Below are 690 nucleotides of genomic sequence, written 5' to 3' on the forward strand. Positions count from 1 at the left end.
GTCACCAGTTAGGTTAATTATCTCAGGGTGTTTGACCAGTGCACGTTTGGGTACGCCCGCCCAAGCTTCGGGACTGCCGTCGGGAGCTGGATTCTCTGCATTCCGACTGTTCTCACGCTGGCGCAGAACAAGACTGCCTCCTGGGTCACTCATTCCGCGCACTCGTAAGCCAAGGAACGAATCACCATCAAAGGGTATCCCGTCTACGCTCAGCTCCGTTGGCCCCTGAAACCATGGGCCGATTTTAATAAAGGTGGGATGAACCGACGTCGGATCGTAACTAGCTGATAACTGTGAATGAACTTTTTTGGCGACATTCCTCGTGTAGTCATCGTACTTCGCATGGGCGAGGAACACCACGTCGCCATTGTGCATTTTCTTCTGCAAGCATACCTGCCAACGACCGGGTTCTTCAGGGGTGTCGAGCGGAGCGAACAGCCTGGAGGTAGCTGTATCTCCAGGACCGTCCCATGGGTACGTCGCCAAGACCCGCTTGACTTCACCGGACCGCCCATAACACCTAGAGAAAAACTCGATGCATGGGATGAGAAGCCGACCTCCGCCCGGCAGGTTAAACTCGATAAGCCAATTTCTGTCCTTAGGATATAGCAGCGGATGGATATCCATTGGATACGGTGGGCTTCTGTTTTGCCAGGCCGCGTCTTGAAAGGAAGTGAAGCGCCACTGACC

1 protein-coding gene is annotated in these 690 nt (G+C 54.2%); it reads right to left on the reverse strand.

Annotation, left to right across the window (positions count from 1 at the left end; genetic code table 11):
• Window positions 1-387, reverse strand: a 387-nt coding sequence (locus JK635_RS06355; RefSeq protein WP_202653134.1) for a hypothetical protein, incomplete at its 3' end; no start/stop codon positions are given.
• Window positions 388-690 lie beyond the last annotated feature (303 nt).

Origin of the sequence: Neobacillus paridis (assembly GCF_016765675.1) — a bacterium.
GTDB lineage: Bacteria > Bacillota > Bacilli > Bacillales > Cytobacillaceae > Neobacillus > Neobacillus paridis.